Source organism: Mesorhizobium sp. WSM4844 (genome assembly GCF_055811775.1).
Genome location: NZ_JBVVQB010000058.1, coordinates 21,734 through 41,003 on the forward strand (window position 1 = coordinate 21,734; position 19,270 = coordinate 41,003).

Below are 19,270 nucleotides of genomic sequence, written 5' to 3' on the forward strand. Positions count from 1 at the left end.
GCGAGGGAAGATCATCGCTGACGCCATGATCGCCAATCTTGACATCCCGCCTTCATCAGCACCCTCAGCGCACCCGCGAAAAACCGCTTGAGCTCAACTACGGTTGAGGTTTTACAACCCATCCCCGAAGTGCCATTTGGAGACGAAGAGCGCTCCACCATTTCTTTAATCGGCGTATACGAAAGTTCGGGAGGGCGGGGTGATCGAAACCAGCACAAACAGGGTCGACTGGCGGGCGCTGTGGGCGAGCGGCGATCTGGCGCGCTTCTGCTTCATCAGCCTCGGCATCCTGCTGCACGCCACCAACGAAACCATGGTGGCAACGGTGATGCCGGCGATGGTCGGTGAACTCGCCGGGGTTCAGCTGGTCGGCTGGTCGCTGGCGATCTACGAGCTCGGCGCCATCGTCGCCGGCGCTGCCGCCGGACGGCTGGTGAGCTATGTCGCGTTGCGCACCAACATGGTGGTTGCCGCCCTGCTCTACGCGGCCGGCGCCCTGGTCTGCGCCATCGCGCCCTCCATGCCGCTGTTCCTGGCCGGGCGCCTGATCGAGGGTTTTGGCGGCGGCGCGCTGGTGTCGCTGGCCTTCGTCTCGGTCGAGCGGCTGTTTCCACGCGCCATCTGGCCGCAGCTTTTCGGCGTTATGTCGGCGATCTGGGGCGTCGCCGCCTTCAGCGGGCCGGTGCTCGGTGCGTTGATGACCGAATTGCTCTCCTGGCGCTGGGCTTTCGGCGTCTTCACCCTTGGCGGCACGGCCATGGCGTTGGCGAGCTTCATCGTGCTCGACACGCCCGAGGCGACCCGTCCGCGGGCGATCACTGGAACCGCGCCGCCCTTCCCCTTTGCCGCGCTCGGCTGCCTTGCCGTCAGCGTCGTGCTGATCGCCACGGCCGGTGTCGACATTGCCCTGCTGCGCTCGTCCCTGCTGCTCATCCTCGGCCTGATCGGGCTCGCGCTGTTCGTCCGCATCGACGCGCTGAAGCCGGGCTCGCGGCTGTTCCCGTCGCGGCTGTTCTCATGGCGCTCGCCGGTCGGCGCAGGCATGACCATGGTCGCCGCGTTTTCGGTGGCGACCTGTTCCTTCGCCGTCTACGGGCCGCTGCTTCTGACCAGCCTGCATGGCATTCCGATCCTGACCACCGGTTATATCATCGCCGCCGAATCGATCGCCTGGTCGATCCTGTCGATCCTCGTCGCCAATGCGCCGCCGGAGCGGGAGAGACTGATCATCACCGGCGGCGCGCTGATGATCGCGACGGGCATCGCCGGTTTCGCCTATGCCGTGCCGGCCGGTTCGATTCCGCTGATCCTGTTTTGCGCCTTGCTGCAGGGCGGCGGCTTCGGCATTGCCTGGCCCTTCGTCACACGCGTGATCGTCGCATCGGCCAGGGACGGCGAACAAACGATCGCTTCCGCCGCCGTGCCGACCATGCAGCGCATCGGCTATGCCGTCGGTGCCGCGTTGACCGGTATCGTCGCCAACGCCAGCGGTTTCTCCGAAGGCCTGAACCGCGAGGCGGCGGCGAATGTCGCCACCTGGCTGTTCCTCGCCTTCGTGCCACTCGGGATTCTGGGATGCCTTGCCGCGCTGAGGATCTCGGGGCCGGCAGCCCGGCCGCAGGAAGCGACCGGCTAGACAGTAATCGTCTTCAGCCGTTCGGCGATCAAGGCGGCGAGCCGCGTCGCCACCTCGTCCTTGCTCATCTCGGGCCATTCGTCGACGCCGGCCTTCGAGACGATCCGCACAGTGTTGCGGTCGCCGCCCATCACCCCGCTTTCGTGGGATACATCGTTGGCGACGATGAAATCGGCGCCCTTTTTCCTGAGCTTGGCCTCGGCGTTCCTGACCAGATCCTGCGTTTCGGCGGCGAAACCGACGACCAGGCTGGGTCGCTTCCTGTGATGGCCGACGCCGGCAAGAATGTCAGGGTTTTCGATCATCTGCAGCGCCGGCGGCCCCTCGCCCGCCACCTTCTTGATCTTCTCGCCGGCCGAAGTCTCGCTGCGCCAGTCCGCAACCGCCGCGACGAATACCGCCGCGTCCGCCGGCAAAAGCTGTTCGACCGCGTCCTTCATCTGGTTTGCGGTTTCGACATGCAGCGTGGTGACGTCAGCCGGATCGGCAATGCCGACCGGACCGGAGACGAGGCGCACATCGGCGCCCAGCCTTGCCAGCGCCGCCGCGATGGCATGGCCCTGCTTGCCGGACGAACGGTTGGCGATATAGCGCACCGGATCGATCGGCTCATGCGTCGGCCCTGAGGTGACGATGATCTTTCTGCCTGCCAGCGGCTTCGGACTGATATCGAGCAGCGCCTCGATCGCAGCGACGATTTCCAGCGGCTCGGCCATGCGGCCTTCGCCCGCCTCGTTGCTCTCGGCCATTTCGCCCTTTGCCGGGCCGACGAATCCGACGCCGTCCTTCCGCAACGTCGCCCGGTTTCGCCGGGTCGCGGGATGCGACCACATTTTCGGGTTCATGGCGGGCGCCATCAGCACCGGCTTGTCGGTCGCAATGAGCACGGTCGAGGCAAGGTCGTTTGCATGGCCGTTGGCGAGCTTCGCCATCAGGTCGGCGGTAGCCGGCGCTACAACGACAAGATCGGCCTCGCGCGACAAGCGGATGTGGCCGACATCGTGCTCGTCATTGCGGTCGAACAAATCCGTGAAGACGTGGTCGGCCGACAGCGCCCCGGCCGACAGCGTCGTGACGAATTCCTGCGCCGCGGCAGTCATCACCACACGCACGGCGGCACCGCGCTCGCGCAGCCGGCGGATCAGGTCGAGCGCCTTGTAGGCGGCGATACCGCCGCCGATGATCAGCAGGATGCGCTTGCCGGAGAGGGTCATGCCCAGTTCTTGTCCGATGTCATGCCGGCTTCAGCGCCGGTTCGATGTCGGTATGGATGAAATCATTGCCCTTGAAAAGCAGCGGCAGGTTTCGTGACTTGGCCAAGGCGTAGGCGAAGCAATCGCCCATGTTGAGATCGGCACGATGGCGGGATCCACGACCAAAACGAGAATAAGCAAGCCGCGCGATCTCAAGCTGCGGCAAATCAAAGGGAACTACCGTCAGCTCAAGACGGTCGATGAGCATTTGGAACTCGCTAGCGTTGACGCTACCGCTTGATCGGCTCACTACGCAATGCGCCTCCAGCAGCGTCGCAGTACTGATCAGTGCAGCAGGTGAGGTTCCGAAAACATCGACGAACGCAGCCGCGTCCGGCTCTGCGCCAATAATTGCGATCAATGCCGACGTGTCGACTGCAATTGTCACAGAAGTCCCTCGTCCCACATGTGGTCAGTAAGTGCCTTGAGATCAAAAGGCCGTTCTAGCTTTCGTCCAAGCGCCAAGATTTCGTCACGCGACGCTTTTAGCCGCCAAGTCCCATTTTCAAGCTTGGTTTTTGGGATCGCCACCTCGCGCAAGGCGTCCCGCGCTTCCTGCTCCATCGAAACGCCACGCGCGGCAGCGCGCTCGCGAAGCACCTGCTTCACGCTTTCGTCAAGATTGCGGATTGTTATCGTGCTCATGCTCTTGCTCCTTGCCCCTTAACATAGGCGATAAGCAACATGACTGCAATGACAGCACTGCTGTCATTGCAGTCAGAGCAACTTCCAGGCGATAAAGACCAGCGTCAGCGCGATAACCCACAGCGCCAGCCGGCCGGAGCGGGTGTGGCGCGCCTCGGCCTTGCCGATGGCGTGCGCCGTCCTTTCGTCGAAACGCAGCCCGTGTTCGGCCATCAGATCGATCTCGCGCGACAGCCGCTCGGTGCGGGCGGCGAGGTCCGGCGCCTGGCGGGCCAGCGCCAGCAACGCGCTGGCGCCGTCGCGTGCGTCGGCCAGCAGGGCACGCGGGCCGAGATTGCCTGATATCCAGCCTCCGACCACCGGTTCTGACGTCTTCCACATGTTGAATGCCGGGTCGAGCGTGCGGGCAACGCCCTCGACCACCACCATGGTCTTTTGCAGCAGCACCAGTTCGGACCGCGTCGCCATGTCGAAGAGGTCGGTGACCTCGAACAGAAGCGCCAAGAGCTTGGCCATCGAGATGGTTTCGGCCGGCTGGCCGTGGATCGGCTCGCCGATGGCGCGGATCGCCTGGGCGAATGCCGCGACGTTATGCAGGCGCGGCACGTAGCCGGCCTCGAAATGCACTTCGGCGACGCGCAGATAGTCACGGGTGATGAAGCCGTAGAGGATTTCGGCGAGGAACCGGCGCTCCTTCTTGCCGAGCCGGCCGGCAATGCCGAGATCGACAGCGACGATGGTGCCATCGGGCTCGACGAACAGGTTTCCCGGATGCATGTCGGCGTGGAAGAAACCGTCGCGCAGCGTATGGCGCAGGAACGACTGGACCAGATTGGCGGCGATCGCCTTCAGATCGTGGCCGGCGGCAGTGAGGCCGGCAATGTCGTTCATCTTGATGCCGTCGACCCATTCCATGGTCAGCACGTCGCGGCCGGTGCGTTCCCAATCGACCGTCGGCACGCGAAAGCCGGGATCGTCCCTGGTGTTTTCGCCGAGCTCCGAAAGCGCTGCCGCCTCAAGCCTCAGATCCATCTCGATCTTGGTGGTCTGCGCCAGCGTCTGGGTCACCTCGACCGGCCGCAACCGGCGCGACGACGGGATGTATTTTTCCTGGAGACGGGCGGCGAGGAAATAGCTTTCGAGATCGCGGAAGAAACGGCGCCGCACGCCCGGCCGGATCACCTTCACCGCCACCCGCGAGCCGACGCCGTTCTGCAAGGTTTCGGCGGTATGGACCTGAGCGATCGAGGCCGCGGCGACCGCCTCGCCGAAACTGGCGTAGAGCTCGCCGACCTTGCGCCCGAGCGAGGCCTCTATCGCCGCAATGGCCTCGGCCTGCGGAAATGTCTGCATCTTGTCCTGCAGCATGGCGAGATCGAGCGCTATGTCGTTGCCGACGACATCGGGCCGTGTCGCCAGGAACTGGCCGAGCTTGACATAGGATGGGCCGAGCCGGACGACGGCCTTGGCCAGCCGATCGCCACGTTCATAGGCAAGCGCGCGGCGGCGGGTGAACAGCCGTGCCACCCGCCAGCCGAATTTCGGCAGGCCGAACAGCTCATCGCCCGGCAACGCCGCGACGACGCCTTCGCGGACCAGCACCCAGCCGGCCCGTACGAGCCTGAAACCAGCGCCGACATTGCTCATGACTGCGCTTGTCCTGCCGGTTTTCTAGACCGGCGAAGGGCAGGTCGCGTATAAAAAATACGGGCCTGCCTCAAAGCTTCCAGCCCGAATGAAGCGCAGCTATGCCGCCGGCATAATTGCGAAACGACACGCGGTCAAAACCGGCGCGGGAAATCATCGCGGCAAAATTCTGCTGATTGGGAAATTTGCGGATCGATTCGACCAGATAGGAATAGGGTTCGTTTTCGCCGGTCACCGCCTTGCCAATCCTGGGGATGGCGTTGAACGACCACGCCTCGTAGACCTTGTCGAGCAGCGGCATGTCGACCTCGGAAAATTCAAGGCAGAGAAAACGCCCGCCAGGCTTCAGCACGCGAAAGGCTTCGGCAAGCGCCACATCGATGCGCGGCACGTTGCGAATGCCGAAAGCGATCGTGTAGGCGTCGAAACTGGCCTCAGCGAAAGGCAGCTCCTCGGCATTGGCCTCGACGAAATCGGTATTATCCGTCAGGCCCTTTTTCTCGGCCCGGTCGCGGCCGACGGCGAGCATCGAGCCGTTGATGTCGAGAACCGTGGCATGGGCGTTCCTGCCGCTCGCCTCGACGATGCGGAAGGCGATGTCGCCAGTGCCGCCGGCAACGTCGAGAACGCTCCAGCCCGGTCGTTTCGGTGGATTGAGCCATGTGACCATGGCGTCCTTCCACAGCCGATGCAGGCCGCCCGACATCAGGTCGTTCATCAGATCGTAGCGGTTCGCCACCTTGTGGAAAACGTCGTTGACCAAGGACTGCTTCTCGCCTGCCCCTACGCGCTTGAAACCATAGGAGGTTTCCATGCCGCCAACGGCCGTGGTTCTCTCAACCGACATTATTTTTGATCCGCCATAAAACCGGCGGGACCATAGCCGATCGATGATGCCGACGCTATTGTTTAAGGCGCGGTGTTCGGCCGCGCTTCCCGGTCGTGGGATCACGCTTATGGCTCCATGTCCTGGACTGACCTGACGGGATGATTGCATGCCTTTGAAAGCGGAACTGCACTGCCATATCGAAGGGGCAGCGGCGCCCGAACTCGTCATCCGCCAGGCGCAGAAATACGGCAAGGACGCCTCGCCCTACATTCAGGACGGCTCTTTCGTCTGGCACGATTTCACCTCCTTCCTCGCCGCCTATGACTTCTCCTCCGACCTGTTCCGCACCGAAGAGGATTATGCGCGGCTGGCCGATCATTACCTGACCAGCCTCGCCCGCGACGGCGCCATCTATTCCGAGATCTTCACCTCGCCGGACCACGCCGGGAAGGCCGGCCTGTCGCCCAAGGCCTATACGGACGCGCTCGGCGAAGGCATGGCGCGCGCCAAGGCCAAGACCGGCATCGAGGGCCGCATGATCGTCACCGGCGTGCGCAATGCCGGCGTCGAATCGATCGAGCAGGCGGCGCGCTTCGCCGCCCGCTGCGGGCATCCGCTGGTAACCGGCTTCGGCGTCGCCGGCGACGAGCGGATCGGCGATCTGGAGGACTATGTCAGGGCCTTCGAAATCGCGCGAGAGGCCGGCCTTGGCATCACCGTCCATGCCGGCGAACTGATGGGCTGGGAGAGCGTCAAGGCCGCGCTCGACCACATTCGCCCCGCCCGCATCGGCCATGGCGTGCGTGCCATCGAAAACCCCGACCTTATCCGGCGCATCGCCGACGAAGGCGTCGTGCTCGAATGCTGTCCGAGTTCCAACATCGCGCTAAGGGTGTTCGACAGTTTCGCCGATCACCCTTTTCCGGCCCTGCAGGCGGCAGGCTGCAAGGTGACGCTAAATTCCGATGATCCGCCCTATTTCCGGACGTCGCTGAAGCGCGAATACGACATTGCCGCGGAGCATTTTTCGATGAACGACAAGGCGCTCGCCGCCGTCACCAGAACCGCCATCGACGCCGCCTTCGTCGACAGGAAGACCAAGGCAATGCTGCTGGGCCGGCTCGACGTCAAGGGCAGGTGAATGGTGAATGGTGAATGGTGAATGGTGAATGGTGAATGGTGAATGGTGAATGGTGAATGGTGAATGGTGAATGGTCCACCCGGCGCTTCGGTCCGTCAACCGCGAGTTTTCCGCTGAACCAAGGACTCGCAAACCTGTTCACCATTCACTATTCACCATTCACAACTCACTTTCACCTGCGCAGCTAGGAGACCACTATGCAGGGCGTCACCGTCGTCGACCACCCGCTTGTCCAGCACAAGCTGACCATCATGCGCAAGAAGGAAACCTCGACGGCCGGCTTCCGGCGGCTGCTGCGCGAGATCTCGCTGCTGCTCGGCTACGAGGTCACCCGCAACCTCGAACTGACGACGACGACGATCGAAACGCCGATCGAGACGATGGAAGCGCCGACGCTGGAGGGCAAGAAGCTGGTTTTCGCCTCGGTACTGCGCGCCGGCAACGGCCTGCTCGAGGGCCTGCTCGACCTGGTGCCGGCGGCGCGCGTCGCCCATATCGGTCTCTACCGCGACCACGAAACGCTGGAAGCGGTCGAATATTTCTTCAAGGCGCCGAGCGATCTCGCCGACCGGCTGGTGATCGTCGTCGATCCGATGCTGGCGACCGCCAATTCGGCGATCGCCGCGATCGACAAGTTGAAGGGACGCGGCGCCACCAACATTCGCTTCCTCTGCCTGCTGGCGGCGCCAGAAGGCCTCGATCGCTTCATCAAGGCGCATCCCGATGTCCCGGTCTTCACCGCTTCCATCGACCGCCAGCTCAACGAGAAGGGCTACATCATGCCCGGCCTCGGCGATGCTGGCGACCGCATGTACGGGACCAAATGACCGTGGCGCCGCTCGTTTACCGATCGTTTACGCAAACGACCGCTTTCTGCATCTGTTAAAGCGGCAAACACCATGCCGCGATAAGCATGGGTCTTCACGAAGGCCGGTCCATGCTGCGCAATCTTCTCATCCTTGGCGTGCTCGCCGTAGCATCGGCGTCGTTCCCGATGCTCTACCAGTCGAATCCGCAGATGTTCGAAGGCCTGCTGAAATCGGCGGTCGGGGCCAGGCCGGCGGTCGAAACGGACCTGAATCTGGCCACGGTTCCCGGCAGGCCGGCGCAGCCGCTCGGCCGCAAGGTCGTGATCCCGGCTGACGCGCGCGGGCATTTCACGTCGGCGTTCAAGCTTAACGGTCGAACGGTCGACGGCATGATCGACACCGGCGCAACGCTGGTCGCCATCAACAGTTCGACGGCGCGCAGGATCGGCGTTTCGCTGAACGCGTCGGATTTCAAGCACCAGGTCAACACCGCCAACGGCGCGATCAAGGCTGCCTTGGTGACCGTCGATCGGCTGCAGATCGGCAAGATCACGCTCGACGGTGTCCAGGCGGTGGTGCTCGACGACAAGGCGCTGCGCACCAATTTGATCGGTCTGAGTTTTCTCCAGCGGCTGGAAAAATACCAGGTCGAGAACGGCGCGCTGCTGCTCGTCCAGTGAACCATGATCCCGAAAAGTGGAAACCGGTTTTCGGAAAGATCATGGTCCAATTAAAAAAACTTCATCCGCGCGGCAGGATCCGCCGGATGACGGTTTTTTCCGCGGGCGGCTTCGAAGCGCCGATCGTATAGGCCGAAAGCACGGCGGCGGCGGCCGCCTCGGCATCCCCGGCATTGCGGGCATGGACCAGCGCCAGCGCCTCGCCGGCCCGCACCTCCGCGCCGACAGGCAGCAGCCGGGTGATGCCGACGGCATGGTCGATCCTGTCGTCCGGCCGGATGCGCCCGCCGCCAAGCCCGACGACGGCAAGCCCGATGTCGCGGGTGGAGATACCGGTAACGAAGCCGTTTTCGGCGGCCTTGACCGCAAATTCCGTCGCCGCCCTCGGCAGGTGTTTTTCCGGGTTCTCGACGAAGTCGGCCGGACCGCCGAGCCCCGCCACCATGCGCGCGAAGACGGCCGCGGCACCGCCGCCGGCAAGCGTCTCGGCGGCGCGCCGCATGCCGTCCTGGTTGGACGAGACCAGCCCGGCCGACTGCAGCATGTCTGCGGCCAATGCCACCGTCACATCCTCCAGGCGCCGGTCGCGGAAGCGGCCGGTGAGGAAATCGACGGCATTGCGCACCTCGACCGCGTTGCCGGCTGCCGAGGCCAGCGGCTCGTTCATGCCGGTGACCAGCGCCGAGGTCTTCAGGCCGGCGCCATTGGCGACTTCGACCAGGCTGTTCGCCAGTGTCGTTGCGTCGCGCGACTTTTCCATGAAGGCGCCGTTGCCGACCTTTACGTCGAGCACCAGCGACTGCAGGCCGGCCGCCAGCTTCTTCGAGAGGATCGAGGCGGTGATCAGCGGCACCGATTCGACGGTTCCCGTCACGTCGCGGATCGCATAGAGCCGGCGGTCGGCGGGCGCGAGATCGGCGGTCTGGCCGATGATGGCGCAGCCGGCTTCGAGCACTGCCTTGCGGAATCCCGCGACATCCGGCTGGCTGGTATAGCCGGGGATGGCGTCCATCTTGTCCAGAGTGCCGCCGGTATGGCCGAGGCCGCGGCCGGAAATCATCGGCACATAAGCGCCGCAGGCAGCGACGATCGGCGCCACCAACAGCGAGACATTGTCGCCGACGCCGCCTGTCGAATGCTTGTCGGTGACCGGGCCCGGCAGGTCCGACCAATCGAGCACGTCGCCGGAATCGCGCATCGCCAGGGTCAGCGCCACCGCCTCGTCGCGGCTCATGCCGTTGAAGAACACCGCCATGGCGAAGGCCCCGACCTGCCCGTCCGAGACGGTGCCGGCGGTGACGCCTTCGATGAAGCTGGCGATCTCCTGCGTCGACAGCTTGTGGCCGTCGCGCTTGCTGCGGATGATTTCCTGGGGAAGCATCAGGCCGGGACCTTACGCTCCGGCAACCCATCCTGGAACACACGCTGGAGGATCGTCGCCAGCCGCGCGCCGCCAATCGGCGCCATGTCCTTGGTCTCCTGGTGCGAAAGCTCCGCCCCTGTCATCCCTGCGGCGAGATTGGTGATGACCGAGCAGGCGGCGACGCGCAGGCCGAGGAAACGGGCGAGAATGACCTCCGGCACGGTCGACATGCCGACGGCATTGGCGCCCATGACGCGCGCCATGCGGATCTCGGCGGGCGTCTCGAAGCACGGCCCGGAAAACCACATATAGACGCCCTTGTGCAGCGCGGTGTCCGTCGCCTTCGCGGCCGTCTCGATCGCTGAGCGAAGACCGGCATCATAGGCTTCGGTCAGGCCGACGAAGCGGCGGTCGCTCGGCTCGCCGATCAGCGGATTGGAACCCGAGAAATTGATGTGGTCGGTGATCAGCATCACCGATCCCGGCCCCATGCCCGGATCGACCGAGCCGGCGGCATTGGTGAGGATCAATTGCGAGATGCCGAGGCCGGCAAGCACTTCAAGCGCCGGCCGCATCGCCGCCGCGTTGCCGTGTTCGTAGTAGTGAGCGCGGCCGGACAGCATCAGCACAGGCGCGCCGGCAAAATGTCCCGCCACCACCTCTCCGGCATGGCCGGTGACGCCGCTTCTGGGAAAGCCCGGCAATTCGCCATAGGAAATGCGGACAGGATCCTCGACCTGGTCGACAAGCCCGCCAAGGCCCGAACCCAGCACCAGCGCGGTGGCGGGCGCCAGCCCGTCCAGCCTTTCGACCAGACGATCAAGCGCTTCCTTCATGTCAACCAGCTCTTCATTTCAGCCAAGCTCTTCATTTCAACATATCGCCCTGAAAGCCGTAGGGCAGCATCTCGCCCATGGTCACGGTTTCGACCACGCCGGCATTGTCGCAAAGATAGAGTTTGGTTTCCGGCCGGCAGAATTCGGCCAGCCGCTGCCGGCAGCCGCCGCAGGGCGAGCATTTAGCCATGCGCTTTGCGATGACAGCGATCTCCGTTATCCTGCCGCCGCCGGCCATGATGAAGTGGCCGAGCGCGGTGGTTTCGGCGCACCAACCTTCCGGATAGGACGCGACCTCGACGTTGGCGCCGGTAAAGACGCGGCCGTCCTCGGTGCGCAGTGCCGCCCCGACCGGGAATTTCGAATAGGGCGCATAGGCCTTGGCCATGGCGGCCTTGGCCGCTTCGAACAGATCATGCGACATTGTTTTTCCATTGCATGATCTTGTCCGAAAGCCGGCTTCCACTTTTCGCTGACGCTGACCTGCGGTTCGAAATCACGCTTAGCGTTCCTTGACATAGGGCACGCCGCCGGCGCGCGGCGGAATTGCCTTGCCGATGAAGCCGGCGAGCAGGATGACGGTGAGGATATAGGGCAGCGCCTGCATGAGCTGCACCGGCACCTTGCCGATCAGCGGCAGCGGCGTGCCCTGCAGGCGGATCGACAGCGCGTCGAGGAAGCCGAACAACAGGCAGGCGAACATGGCGTTGACCGGCTTCCACTTGGCGAAGATCAGCGCGGCCAGGGCGATGTAGCCCTTGCCGGCAGTCATGTCCTTGACGAAGCCGCCATTCTGCACCATCGACAGATAGGCGCCGGCAATACCGGTGAGCACGCCGGTGCAGATCAGCGCCCGGTAGCGCAGCCAGGCGACCGAGATACCGGCGGTGTCGACCGCGGCCGGGTTCTCGCCGACCGCGCGCATGCGCAAGCCGAAACGGGTGCGGAACAGCACCCACCAGGTGAACGGCACGGCGAGGAACGCGACATAGACCAGCACGGAATGGCCAGAGACCAGTTCCGAATATATCGGTCCGAGGATCGGCACGCCCCTGAGCGCGTCCGCACCGGGCCAGACGATCGCCCCGAACCGCTCGTCCGATGCCAGAGCCGGCGTACGTCCACCTTGCTGGAACCAGGCCTGGCCGAGCATGATCGTTGATCCGGCGGCGATGAAATTGATCGCCACGCCGGAGACGATCTGATTGCCGCGATGGGTGATCGAGGCAAAGCCGTGGACCAGCGCAAAAGCGACCGAGATGAGGATGGCCATGCCGAGGCCGATATAGGCGGAATGGAAGACGGAGGCGGAGGCGGCACCGGCGAAGGCGCCGACCAGCATCTTGCCCTCGAGCCCGATGTCGAAAATGCCGGCCCGCTCCGAATAGAGACCGGCGAGGCAGGCGAGCAGCAGCGGCACCGACAGGCGGATGGTCGAGTCCAGAACCTGGATGATGGCGTTGAACAGATCCATCTCAGGCACCCTTCCCCTTGATCGCTTCGATGCCGACAGATCTCGGGCTGAGCGAGGCGAACAGCGCCTGGACATAGGGCCGGAACATATGCTCGAGCGCGCCGGCGAACAGGATGACCAGGCCCTGGATGATGACGATCATGTCGCGGCTGATCGCCGGCATCTCGAAGGCGAGCTCGGCGCCGCCCTGGTAGAGCATGCCGAACAATATTGCGGCGAGCACGATGCCGACCGGGTGCAGGCGCCCCATCAGCGCTACTGCGATGCCGACGAAACCGGCGCCCGAAACGAATTCGAGCGCGACATTGTGCTGGTCGCCCATCGTCGGGTTGAGCGCCATCATGCCGGCCAGCGCGCCCGAAATCATCATCGCGACGATGATGATGCGGGTTTCCGAAATGCCGGCATAGCGCGCCGCTTTCGCGCTGTGGCCGTAGGTGCGCATCTCGTAACCGAGCCTGGTGCGCCAGATCAGCACCCAGACCAGAAACGCCATGGCCAGCGCCAGCAGGAAGCTGATGTTGAACGGCGCCGAGCGGATCTTGGCGCCGAACAATTCGATGACCCAGTTGAGCTTCGGCAGTTGCGCGCCGTCGAGGAAGGTGCGTGTCTGCGGCGCCATCGAATTGGCCGGCTTCAAGAATCCGACCAGCGCGTAGACCATGACGCTGGCGGCGATGAAATTGAACATGATGGTGGTGATGACGATGTGCGAGCCGCGCCTGGCCTGCAGATAGGCCGGGATCAGTGCCCACAGCGCCCCCATCGCCGCAGCGGCAATGATCGCCAGCGGAAAGGTGAGCCACCATGGCAGCACGCTGTCGAAGGCGAGGCAAACGATGCCGATGCCGAGACCGGCGATATAGCCCTGGCCCTCGCCACCGATGTTGAACAGGCCGCAATGCGCTGCAACCGCCACCGACAGCCCGCTGAAGATGAAGGTGGTGGCGTAGAACAGCGTGAAGGCGATGCCTTGCCCACGGCCGAAGGCGCCCTCGACCAGGACGGCGGCAGCGCGGAACGGATTTTCGCCCACCAGAAGCACGACGAGGCCGGCGACGACGAAGGCAACGGCGAGATTGATCACCGGGATCAGCCCGTAATCCGCCCAGGCCGGCAGCTTGGCATAAGGCGTGCTCATTCCGCCGCCTCCCGGTGCTCGACGCCGGCCATCAGCAGTCCAAGCTCGCCTTCGCTCGCCTCGGGGCCGCGCTCGCCGACGATGCGGCCGGCAAACATCACCAGGATGCGGTCAGAGAGCGAACGGATCTCGTCGAGCTCGACCGACACCACCAGCACCGCCTTGCCCTGGTCGCGCATGGCGATCAGCCGCTTGTGGATGAATTCGATGGCGCCGACATCGACGCCGCGCGTCGGCTGGCCGACGATGAGCACGCCCGGGTCCTGTTCCATTTCCCGCGCCAGCACGATCTTCTGCTGGTTGCCGCCGGAGAAATTCGCGGTCTTGAGACGGCAGTCCGCCGGGCGGATGTCGTATTTGGCGATCTTGTCCCTCGCGTCGCCGCGGATCGCGTCGATGTCGAGGAACGGTCCCTTCAGGTAGCGCGGATCGTCGTGATAGCCGAGTATCGAATTCTCGTTCTCCTCGAAGGCCAGCACCAGCCCGACATGATGACGGTCTTCCGGGACATGGGCGAGGCCGCGGTCGCGCAGTTCGCCGGGATCGGCGGCCCCGGTCAGATCGATCGGCTTGCCGTCGAGCATGACGGAGCCCGAGACGGCGCGCCTGATGCCGGAAATCGCCTCGAGCATTTCGGATTGCCCGTTGCCGGCGACGCCGGCGATGCCAACGATCTCGCCGGCGCGCACATCGAAGGAGACGTCGTCGACCATGGTGACGCCACGCGAATCCTTCACCGTCAGGTTCCTCACCGCGAGCTTGACCCCGCCGGCTTCAGCCTCGCCCTTCTCGACCCTGAGCAGCACGCGGCGCCCGACCATCAGCTCGGCCAGTTCCCCGACCGTGGTCTTCGTGGTCTGCCTGGTCGCCACCATCGTGCCCTGGCGCATGACCGAGACCGTGTCGGTGATCGCCATGATCTCGCGCAGCTTATGGGTGATCAGCACGATCGTTTTACCCTGCTCCTTCAACTGCCTGAGGATGCGGAACAGATGGTCGGCTTCTGCGGGCGTCAGCACGCCCGTCGGCTCGTCGAGAATCAGGATCTCGGCGCCGCGATACAGCGCCTTGAGGATTTCGACACGCTGCTGCAGTCCGACCGGCAACTCCTCGATGATCGCATCGGGATCGACCTCCAGCCCATATTCGCGCTCGAGCCGTTCCAGCTCGGACCGCGCCTTGGCGATGCTCTTCTTCAGCAGCGCATCGCTTTCAGCGCCGAGAATGACGTTTTCCAGCACCGTGAAATTGTCGACCAGCATGAAATGCTGATGCACCATGCCGATGCCGAGCGCGATGGCATCGTTGGGCGATTTGATCGACGCCGGCTGGCCGCCGACGCGGATCTCGCCGCTGTCGGCCTGGTAGAAACCATAAAGGATCGACATCAGCGTCGACTTGCCGGCGCCGTTCTCGCCGACAATGCCGTGGATGGTGCCGCGCGCGATCTCCAGATTGATGTCGCGATTGGCGCGCACGGCGCCAAAACTCTTGTTGATGCCGATCAGCTCGATTGCGGCTTGCGCCATGCAGCCTTTCCCATCGTATTTTTATCGCTTGGTCAAAACGCCTAGCATGACGCCCCGCCTGTGCCAATTGCCGGAGCAGCGTTCACTCTCGACAAATCCCCGCGCGCTTGTCAATTTCGAACGTGGCCGCAGCCTGCACAATCGCCTGGATCGAGGATTTGACATGACCATGCCCGACGACCGGCTGACGACGCTGGAAATCCGCGCCGCCGAGCAGGAGAAGACCATCGAGGAACTGTCCGGCCAGATCGCCGAGCAGTGGAAGGTGATCGAGCGCATGCAGCGCAAACTCGATGCGCTGGCCGACCGCTTCCTGGCGCTGGAGGAACAGGCCGCGCCCGACGTGCCGGTGACCAAGCCGCCGCACTGGTGAGCTTGCTGATAAGCAAGAAACCGCCGGGGTTTTCACCGGCGGCTTCGAGTGGATCGGCAAGGTCGCGATCAATAGCTGGGCTACGCTGTGGAAAGCCGACGCTTTCGCTCTACGATGTACCCCCACCCCTAACCCCTCCCCACAAGGGGGAGGGAGACTTCCGTTGGCGCTGACCTCGGCAAATTGGCTCGCGGCAGCGTTCCCTCCCCCTTGTGGGGAGGGTTAGGGTGGGGTCCTCTTCGCAAGAATCCGGTCCACCTTCGCAAGACACCAAATGCGATTGCCCTGCGATCAATAAGGGCAGGAATTGTCCGACATGTAATCATGCACCTTGACGGTACCGGCGATGATGTCGGCCTTGGCCTTTTCAACCGCCGCCTTCATCGCGTCGTCGACGAGCGCCTTGTTGTTGTCGTCCATGGCATAGTCGACACCGCCCTCCTTGAGGCCGAGATCGTTGATGCCGCCGGTGAACTTGTCGTTCTTGGCATCCATGAAGGTGTTGTAGACGGCAACATCGACGCGCTTGACCATCGAGGTCAGCACCTTGCCGGGCTGCAGGCCGTTCTGGTTGGAATCGACGCCGATGCCGAGCTTGCCGCCGTCGGCTGCTGCCTGCAGCACGCCAACACCGGTTCCGCCTGCCGCCGCGTAGATCACGTCGGCGCCCTGGTCGATCTGCGTCTTGGCGATCTCGCCGCCCTTGGCCGGATCGTTCCAGGCTGCCGGCGTGTCGCCGGTCATGTTCTGGATGACATCGGTCGCGCCGGCCGCCTTGGCGCCACCGACATAACCGCAGCCGAATCGGCGGATCAGCGGAATGTCCATGCCGCCGATGAAGCCGACCTTCTTGGTCTTCGAGGCCATCGCCGCCATCACGCCGACGAGATAGGAGCCTTCCTGCTCCTTGTAGACGACGGAGCGGACGTTGGGCTTGTCGACGACCATGTCGATGATGGCGAATTTGGTCTCGGGAAACTCGACGGCGATCTTCTCCAGCGCATCTGCCCAGGAGAAGCCCGCCATGGCGATTGGATTGCGGCCATCCTCGGCGAAACGGCGCAGCGCCTGCTCGCGCTGGGTGGCGTTTGAGACCTCGAATTCCACATAGGCGATGCCGGTTTCGGCCTTGAACTTTTCGGCGCCGTTGTAGGACGCTTCGTTGAATGACTTGTCGAACTTGCCGCCGAGATCGTAGAGAAGTGCTGGCTGGATGTCCGCGGCGAAGGCCGGAAGAACCATCGCAGTTGCGGCCAGGAGGCCGAGAACGATACGTTTCATGTGATCCACACCCTGTCGGTTATTTTTCCGTTATGCACCGCCTGCCTGCCCGGTTCTCCGGCAGGCATGCGACATCAGACAGGAGTGTCTTCCTCCCGCTTCGGGCCAATCTGGCACGGCCCGAAGCAAAATTCACGCGGAATTTTGACCTGTTGGATAAGCCGGGATCATCGTCCCGCCAAGGCCTCAGGCGGAGACGGCAGCCGGGATGGCGCAGGTGACGCCGGTGCCCTGCAGATTGCAATAGCCGTAGGGATTCTTCGCCAGATATTGCTGGTGGTCTTCCTCGGCGAAGTAGAATTCCGGCGCCGGCGCGATCTCGGTGGTGATCTTGCCGCGGCCGGCGCCGTGCAACGAGGCCTCGTAGGCGTCGCGCGAGGCGATCGCCGCCTGGTATTGCGCATCGCCGAAGGTGTAGATCGTCGAGCGGTAGGTGGTGCCGACGTCGTTGCCCTGGCGCATGCCTTGCGTCGGATCATGGCTTTCCCAGAACAGCTTCAGAAGCTGTGCATAGGACACGATCTTCGGGTCGTAGACGACCAGCACGACTTCGGCATGGCCGGTCAAACCGGTGCAGGTTTCCTGGTAGGTCGGATTGGGGGTGACGCCACCGGCATAGCCGACGGCCGTGACCCATACGCCCTCGACCTGCCAGAACATGCGTTCCGCGCCCCAGAAGCAGCCCAGCCCGAACATCGCCTTCTCCAGCCCGTCGGGATAGGGGCCCTTGAGCGGCCGCTTCGAGACAAAATGATTGGATGCCGTCGGGATAGGATTGGCGCGACCCGGCAGCGCCTCGGCAGGTTTCGGCAGGTTGAGCTTCTTGTTCAGCATGTCGCTAAGAAACATGTGCAGTTTCCTTTCCTTTTTGGTTGTGGACGCCTTGGTTGGGGACGCCAGAAGATCCTTAACAATAAATTATCAAGTCTAGGCGAACCGCCCGGTTGCCCGCTCCCGCCTGTAGCCGATCATGTAGAGAATGAAGGCAAGCCCCGCGAACACCGCGAAGCCGGGCTGGTTGAGCACCCAGGCGATGGCGCCGTCCCACAGCAGCGGACCAAGCCTGTCGCGGACGAAGCTTTCGAAGGCGCTTCGCGTATCCGGCGAGACGGCGAGCCAGCTGGTGTTGAGCGGGGTCATGACCAGGGCGGAGCCCGCCACCGAGCGCGTCGCGTCGACCACCGCCATGATGACCGAAACCGAAAGCGCAACCATTGCGGCAAGACGGAAGACGAAGCGGAACATCCTACCTCCCCGCAAGCTTTTCAGAAATATCTGTATCGGCCTGATAAATAGGATCTGCGCGCTTTATCCGCAATCGCGACACGCGAAGTTGAACCGACGCCGCCGGTTTTCGCCGCTGAGCGTCGGTCGGCCAAGACGACGCCGCCGATCGCGGCGATCGGCTTGCCAAGCAGTGCTGGCGGCATGGACAGAGCATCCCTATCCGACCAAGCGAATAGAGTGCTGTTATGTCTTGGCATTCGGTACCGGATCGACTAGATGAGCCCCGCACCTGTTGCTTTGACGGCTCAGGTGTGGGGAAAAGGTGTCCGCTGGTTGACGGCGCCTACGGTGCGGAGTTCCGGACCGGGAATCCCCAAGGAGACGGCATCTCCCCAACCCGCGCGGCGAAACCGGCCGTAGCGAAAATGCCAGGACGGAGAGGTGGCCGAGTGGTTGAAGGCGCACGCCTGGAAAGTGTGTTTACGGGAGACCGTAACGCGGGTTCGAATCCCGCTCTCTCCGCCATTCCTCCCAACGACGAGATTTCGATAGCAAAATCAACGTCTTAGTCGAACAGCCATCCGGACCTTAGACCAATCACTTAGACCAATCTGGATCAAGCTCGTGCTCGATCCCTGACGTTGTCAACAGGACCGGCCAAACCAATTCCTGAAAGTCTCTCGCCGGCCAAACGCTCTATAAGCCAAACCCAATCACTTCGAACGACCGAGTTCGGCCTGTTGAGGACATAGATCACATTCCCGCCATGCCTTCATACTCCCAATCGAAGCGCTTTCTGAGTTCTTGAAGACTATCCTCCCACGTAGCGCGCTCGCATTTCCTCAAGATGTTGAGAAGGCTCACTAGGACGCCGTGCCATTCGAACACATCGACAAAAACCCATGCATTGGAACGCCGATGGTATTGCGGTCGCAAATCATTGGTAGCAACATACAAGTTGAAATCGTCGGCACCCACATCGTCGTCCCAACCGATTGCTATACACATCCCGAGAGCCACGCTTCTGGGATTAACAGGCTTCCATTGCTCAAGGAGTTCAACGGAATTGAGCATTTTTACGTTGGCACGCACCTCTTCTTGCGTGTAACCCTCGCGAATGCGGCTCTCAGGAACATCTCCTAAATTCCAAGCGTCCAAGCTTCTTAGCGATAGACGGTCTGGTGGGGGGACGCCTGCAACCTGAAGCCATTTCTCCTTCGCTCGTGACAATGGAAACCCCAACCGTTGCTGCGTCTATTAGCGTAAAGGACGATACTATAGCCGACCCCTGCCGGACCTGAAAGTTCGGTTTCTGGCCCATGGCGACCATTAGAGCGCGTCCTGTTTAATCTGGGTCGTATCCAGCTGCCTTGAAGTAGTTGGCGCATTCGGCTGGGGTGAAGCGT

Annotated in this window: 20 protein-coding genes and 1 tRNA gene; 6 read left to right on the plus strand and 15 right to left on the minus strand. The window is 63.2% G+C overall.

The window, feature by feature from the left end; all coding sequences use genetic code 11:
- Window positions 1–199: 199 nt before the first annotated feature.
- Window positions 200–1,636, plus strand: a complete 1,437-nt coding sequence (locus AC0L2A_RS29955) for an MFS transporter (protein WP_473611865.1) — start codon at window positions 200–202, stop codon at window positions 1,634–1,636.
- Here AC0L2A_RS29955 and coaBC read toward each other — a convergent pair.
- The 5 genes from coaBC to ubiE form a co-directional block, all read right to left on the minus strand.
- Window positions 1,633–2,850 carry a bifunctional phosphopantothenoylcysteine decarboxylase/phosphopantothenate--cysteine ligase CoaBC gene (coaBC, locus tag AC0L2A_RS29960; RefSeq protein WP_473517578.1) on the minus strand — a complete coding sequence of 406 codons (1,218 nt, stop codon included), beginning with the start codon at window positions 2,848–2,850 and terminating at the stop codon, window positions 1,633–1,635. The genes AC0L2A_RS29955 and coaBC overlap by 4 nt on opposite strands.
- A gap of 19 nt (window positions 2,851–2,869) precedes the next feature.
- On the minus strand, window positions 2,870–3,277 hold the full coding sequence (locus AC0L2A_RS29965) for a type II toxin-antitoxin system VapC family toxin (RefSeq protein ID WP_236473441.1): 408 nt from the start codon (window positions 3,275–3,277) through the stop codon (window positions 2,870–2,872).
- Window positions 3,274–3,534, minus strand: a complete 261-nt coding sequence (locus AC0L2A_RS29970) for a FitA-like ribbon-helix-helix domain-containing protein (RefSeq protein ID WP_473611867.1) — start codon at window positions 3,532–3,534, stop codon at window positions 3,274–3,276. The genes AC0L2A_RS29965 and AC0L2A_RS29970 overlap by 4 nt, the downstream gene beginning before the upstream one ends.
- Window positions 3,535–3,606: 72 nt before the next feature.
- Window positions 3,607–5,181 carry a 2-polyprenylphenol 6-hydroxylase gene (gene ubiB, locus AC0L2A_RS29975; protein WP_091600455.1) on the minus strand — a complete coding sequence of 525 codons (1,575 nt, stop codon included), beginning with the start codon at window positions 5,179–5,181 and terminating at the stop codon, window positions 3,607–3,609.
- A gap of 70 nt (window positions 5,182–5,251) precedes the next feature.
- Window positions 5,252–6,028: a bifunctional demethylmenaquinone methyltransferase/2-methoxy-6-polyprenyl-1,4-benzoquinol methylase UbiE gene (ubiE, locus tag AC0L2A_RS29980; protein ID WP_473611868.1), complete on the minus strand. Its 777-nt coding sequence runs from the start codon at window positions 6,026–6,028 to the stop codon at window positions 5,252–5,254.
- Window positions 6,029–6,176: 148 nt separating this feature from the next.
- Between ubiE and AC0L2A_RS29985 the strand changes: the two genes are divergently transcribed.
- The 3 genes from AC0L2A_RS29985 (at window position 6,177) to AC0L2A_RS29995 (ending at window position 8,640) form a co-directional block, all read left to right on the plus strand.
- Window positions 6,177–7,151 (plus strand): adenosine deaminase, encoded by a 975-nt coding sequence (locus AC0L2A_RS29985; protein WP_473611869.1) that lies wholly within the window; start codon window positions 6,177–6,179, stop codon window positions 7,149–7,151.
- 197 nt (window positions 7,152–7,348) lie between these two features.
- On the plus strand, window positions 7,349–7,978 hold the full coding sequence (gene upp / locus AC0L2A_RS29990) for a uracil phosphoribosyltransferase (RefSeq protein WP_023797505.1): 630 nt from the start codon (window positions 7,349–7,351) through the stop codon (window positions 7,976–7,978).
- Window positions 7,979–8,088: 110 nt separating this feature from the next.
- Window positions 8,089–8,640, plus strand: coding sequence for a TIGR02281 family clan AA aspartic protease (locus tag AC0L2A_RS29995; protein WP_473611871.1), 552 nt, complete (start codon window positions 8,089–8,091; stop codon window positions 8,638–8,640).
- A gap of 61 nt (window positions 8,641–8,701) precedes the next feature.
- Here the strand turns inward: AC0L2A_RS29995 and deoA are convergent, their stop codons facing one another.
- The 6 genes from deoA to AC0L2A_RS30025 form a co-directional block, all read right to left on the minus strand.
- Entirely contained in the window at window positions 8,702–10,021 is a 1,320-nt protein-coding gene (deoA, locus tag AC0L2A_RS30000; protein ID WP_473611872.1) for a thymidine phosphorylase, read from the minus strand.
- On the minus strand, window positions 10,021–10,839 hold the full coding sequence (locus AC0L2A_RS30005) for a purine-nucleoside phosphorylase (RefSeq protein WP_473611873.1): 819 nt from the start codon (window positions 10,837–10,839) through the stop codon (window positions 10,021–10,023). The genes deoA and AC0L2A_RS30005 overlap by 1 nt, the downstream gene beginning before the upstream one ends.
- A gap of 31 nt (window positions 10,840–10,870) precedes the next feature.
- Entirely contained in the window at window positions 10,871–11,263 is a 393-nt protein-coding gene (gene cdd, locus AC0L2A_RS30010) for a cytidine deaminase (RefSeq protein ID WP_473611874.1), read from the minus strand.
- 78 nt (window positions 11,264–11,341) lie between these two features.
- Window positions 11,342–12,313, minus strand: a complete 972-nt coding sequence (locus tag AC0L2A_RS30015) for an ABC transporter permease (protein ID WP_091600462.1) — start codon at window positions 12,311–12,313, stop codon at window positions 11,342–11,344.
- A 1-nt stretch (window position 12,314) separates the two neighbouring features.
- Complete coding sequence (locus tag AC0L2A_RS30020) at window positions 12,315–13,454, minus strand: ABC transporter permease (protein ID WP_027153023.1); 1,140 nt, start codon at window positions 13,452–13,454, stop codon at window positions 12,315–12,317.
- Entirely contained in the window at window positions 13,451–14,983 is a 1,533-nt protein-coding gene (locus AC0L2A_RS30025; protein WP_473611875.1) for an ABC transporter ATP-binding protein, read from the minus strand. The genes AC0L2A_RS30020 and AC0L2A_RS30025 overlap by 4 nt, the downstream gene beginning before the upstream one ends.
- Window positions 14,984–15,146: 163 nt before the next feature.
- Here AC0L2A_RS30025 and AC0L2A_RS30030 point away from each other — a divergent pair, with 163 nt between their 5' ends.
- Window positions 15,147–15,356 carry a SlyX family protein gene (locus AC0L2A_RS30030; protein WP_091600472.1) on the plus strand — a complete coding sequence of 70 codons (210 nt, stop codon included), beginning with the start codon at window positions 15,147–15,149 and terminating at the stop codon, window positions 15,354–15,356.
- A 291-nt stretch (window positions 15,357–15,647) separates the two neighbouring features.
- Here AC0L2A_RS30030 and AC0L2A_RS30035 read toward each other — a convergent pair whose 3' ends face one another.
- From AC0L2A_RS30035 to AC0L2A_RS30045, 3 genes are all read right to left on the minus strand, one after another.
- The gene (locus AC0L2A_RS30035; protein ID WP_236375727.1) at window positions 15,648–16,637 is read right to left on the minus strand and encodes a BMP family lipoprotein; all 990 of its coding nucleotides are present in this window, start codon (window positions 16,635–16,637) and stop codon (window positions 15,648–15,650) included.
- A gap of 186 nt (window positions 16,638–16,823) precedes the next feature.
- The gene (gene msrA, locus AC0L2A_RS30040) at window positions 16,824–17,486 is read right to left on the minus strand and encodes a peptide-methionine (S)-S-oxide reductase MsrA (RefSeq protein WP_287196736.1); all 663 of its coding nucleotides are present in this window, start codon (window positions 17,484–17,486) and stop codon (window positions 16,824–16,826) included.
- 78 nt (window positions 17,487–17,564) lie between these two features.
- Entirely contained in the window at window positions 17,565–17,882 is a 318-nt protein-coding gene (locus tag AC0L2A_RS30045) for a hypothetical protein (RefSeq protein ID WP_473611876.1), read from the minus strand.
- A gap of 417 nt (window positions 17,883–18,299) precedes the next feature.
- Between AC0L2A_RS30045 and AC0L2A_RS30050 the strand changes: the two genes are divergently transcribed.
- Window positions 18,300–18,389, plus strand: a tRNA-Ser gene (locus tag AC0L2A_RS30050).
- Window positions 18,390–18,617: 228 nt separating this feature from the next.
- Here the strand turns inward: AC0L2A_RS30050 and AC0L2A_RS30055 are convergent.
- On the minus strand, window positions 18,618–19,022 hold the full coding sequence (locus AC0L2A_RS30055; RefSeq protein WP_473611877.1) for an Imm8 family immunity protein: 405 nt from the start codon (window positions 19,020–19,022) through the stop codon (window positions 18,618–18,620).
- Between the last annotated feature and the right edge of the window lie 248 nt (window positions 19,023–19,270).